The organism is Endozoicomonas sp. ONNA1 (assembly GCF_024606325.1).
Lineage (GTDB): Bacteria > Pseudomonadota > Gammaproteobacteria > Pseudomonadales > Endozoicomonadaceae > Endozoicomonas_A.
The window spans coordinates 1-1,328 of record NZ_JAHHPN010000982.1; the positions used below are offsets into that span (position 1 = coordinate 1).

A 1,328-nucleotide genomic window follows, 5' to 3' on the forward strand; every position below is an offset into this window, starting at 1 on the left:
GCCTGTTAGGTGACTAACGGGAATCTCGCTCCTTCAGGGGCGAGAGGATGTCAAAGACTCTCCCACATAGCTGCGGCTGGCCATCCCCCCCGACTACGGACACGTCAGAGGTTTGTGGCCTGATGTGGTCTCTTCTTTTATGATCCGGAAGAGCTTGTTGGCTATGGGTAGTGCCTCGGGAAGGAAGACAACCCGAAGGTGAAGCGCCCGCTGGACGTGCCAAATGGGCAAGCATACAGGAAATCCTGATCTCTTCGGGGTGACTGTCACCACGTAGATTGAGTAGCCCATCGATTATAATCCAGTCATCAGGGGTGGCAGGCAAATTCCGGTGCACTGTCAAATCATAACTGGGTGCTCCGGCTGGGTCGGTTGCATAGATTGCCCCTGCACTTACTGAGTTTGTGAGGTTGTCTGGTGAACTTTCCCCGGTGTTCAACTGCCATTCAGCGGACCCTCCTCTATCGGGTGATGGTCGGAAACTGCAAACGCCGTGACAGGGAAAGACAAAACAATTTAAACCCAAAGTGTGCAGAGGTTGTTGAGAGCCTCTGTCACCGCCGCCAAACCGGGAATGCCGGGTACTTGTGAAGAAAGTGCTTGTATGTTGGGTTGTTGCTCCTGAAACTTGGTCGCTGAATGATTCTGACAGTGGGTGTGGTTGTTTGTTAAGTCCAGAGTCAGGCACAACAATGATGGTGGCAAACGCTTGCTCCCCCCGTGTCAGCATAGATCGTGCTTTTTGTTGTGCGTTCGGGTTAAACGACGATAAACTGATGTTCCAATAGTTTTTCAAAAGCCAGCCAACTGCAATAACTACTTCTACAGGTGGCCATGAATAAGGGATGGAGCTTAGCGGGGTGTCCTTTGTGTTCAGAATAAGTTCGTAGCCCATTAGCAGATCAGTGGCGTAAAGCCATTGCCAGTAAACCGATTCAATAATGGTCGTTTTTACCCGGTAACCGCCGGGTCTCTGTCGTTTTTTATCAGGCGATGAATATGATTCTGAATAGCCGTTTGTATTGGCAATACCTGACGGGGGATGGCAGTGTACGCTGGTCCTTTTTTATAGAAAAACTCTGGTTTGAAAATCCTCTATTATTTTCAAGCTCGACAATAAAACGCTCTGCGAACAGTTCGGCCTTACAGACGACAGACAACAATATTATTAGCAGTGCTGTATGGAGTGAGTGTCTAATAATTCTATCCTTGTATTCCAGTGGGTAGAGAGGAAGGATAGATCAAGCAAATAAGTCTGTTTTCTAGCAGCCTGTCGGACTTAAGGCTGTCCTACTGCGGTTGCAATAAATTGAGGATAAAAATTCCTG

At 48.4% G+C, this 1,328-nt stretch carries 1 protein-coding gene; it reads right to left on the reverse strand.

Annotated features, from left to right (window positions below):
• Positions 1–13: 13 nt before the first annotated feature.
• A complete protein-coding gene (locus KDK19_RS23610) occupies positions 14–895 on the reverse strand; it encodes a hypothetical protein (RefSeq protein WP_257281758.1) in 882 nt (293 codons plus the stop codon).
• Positions 896–1,328 lie beyond the last annotated feature (433 nt).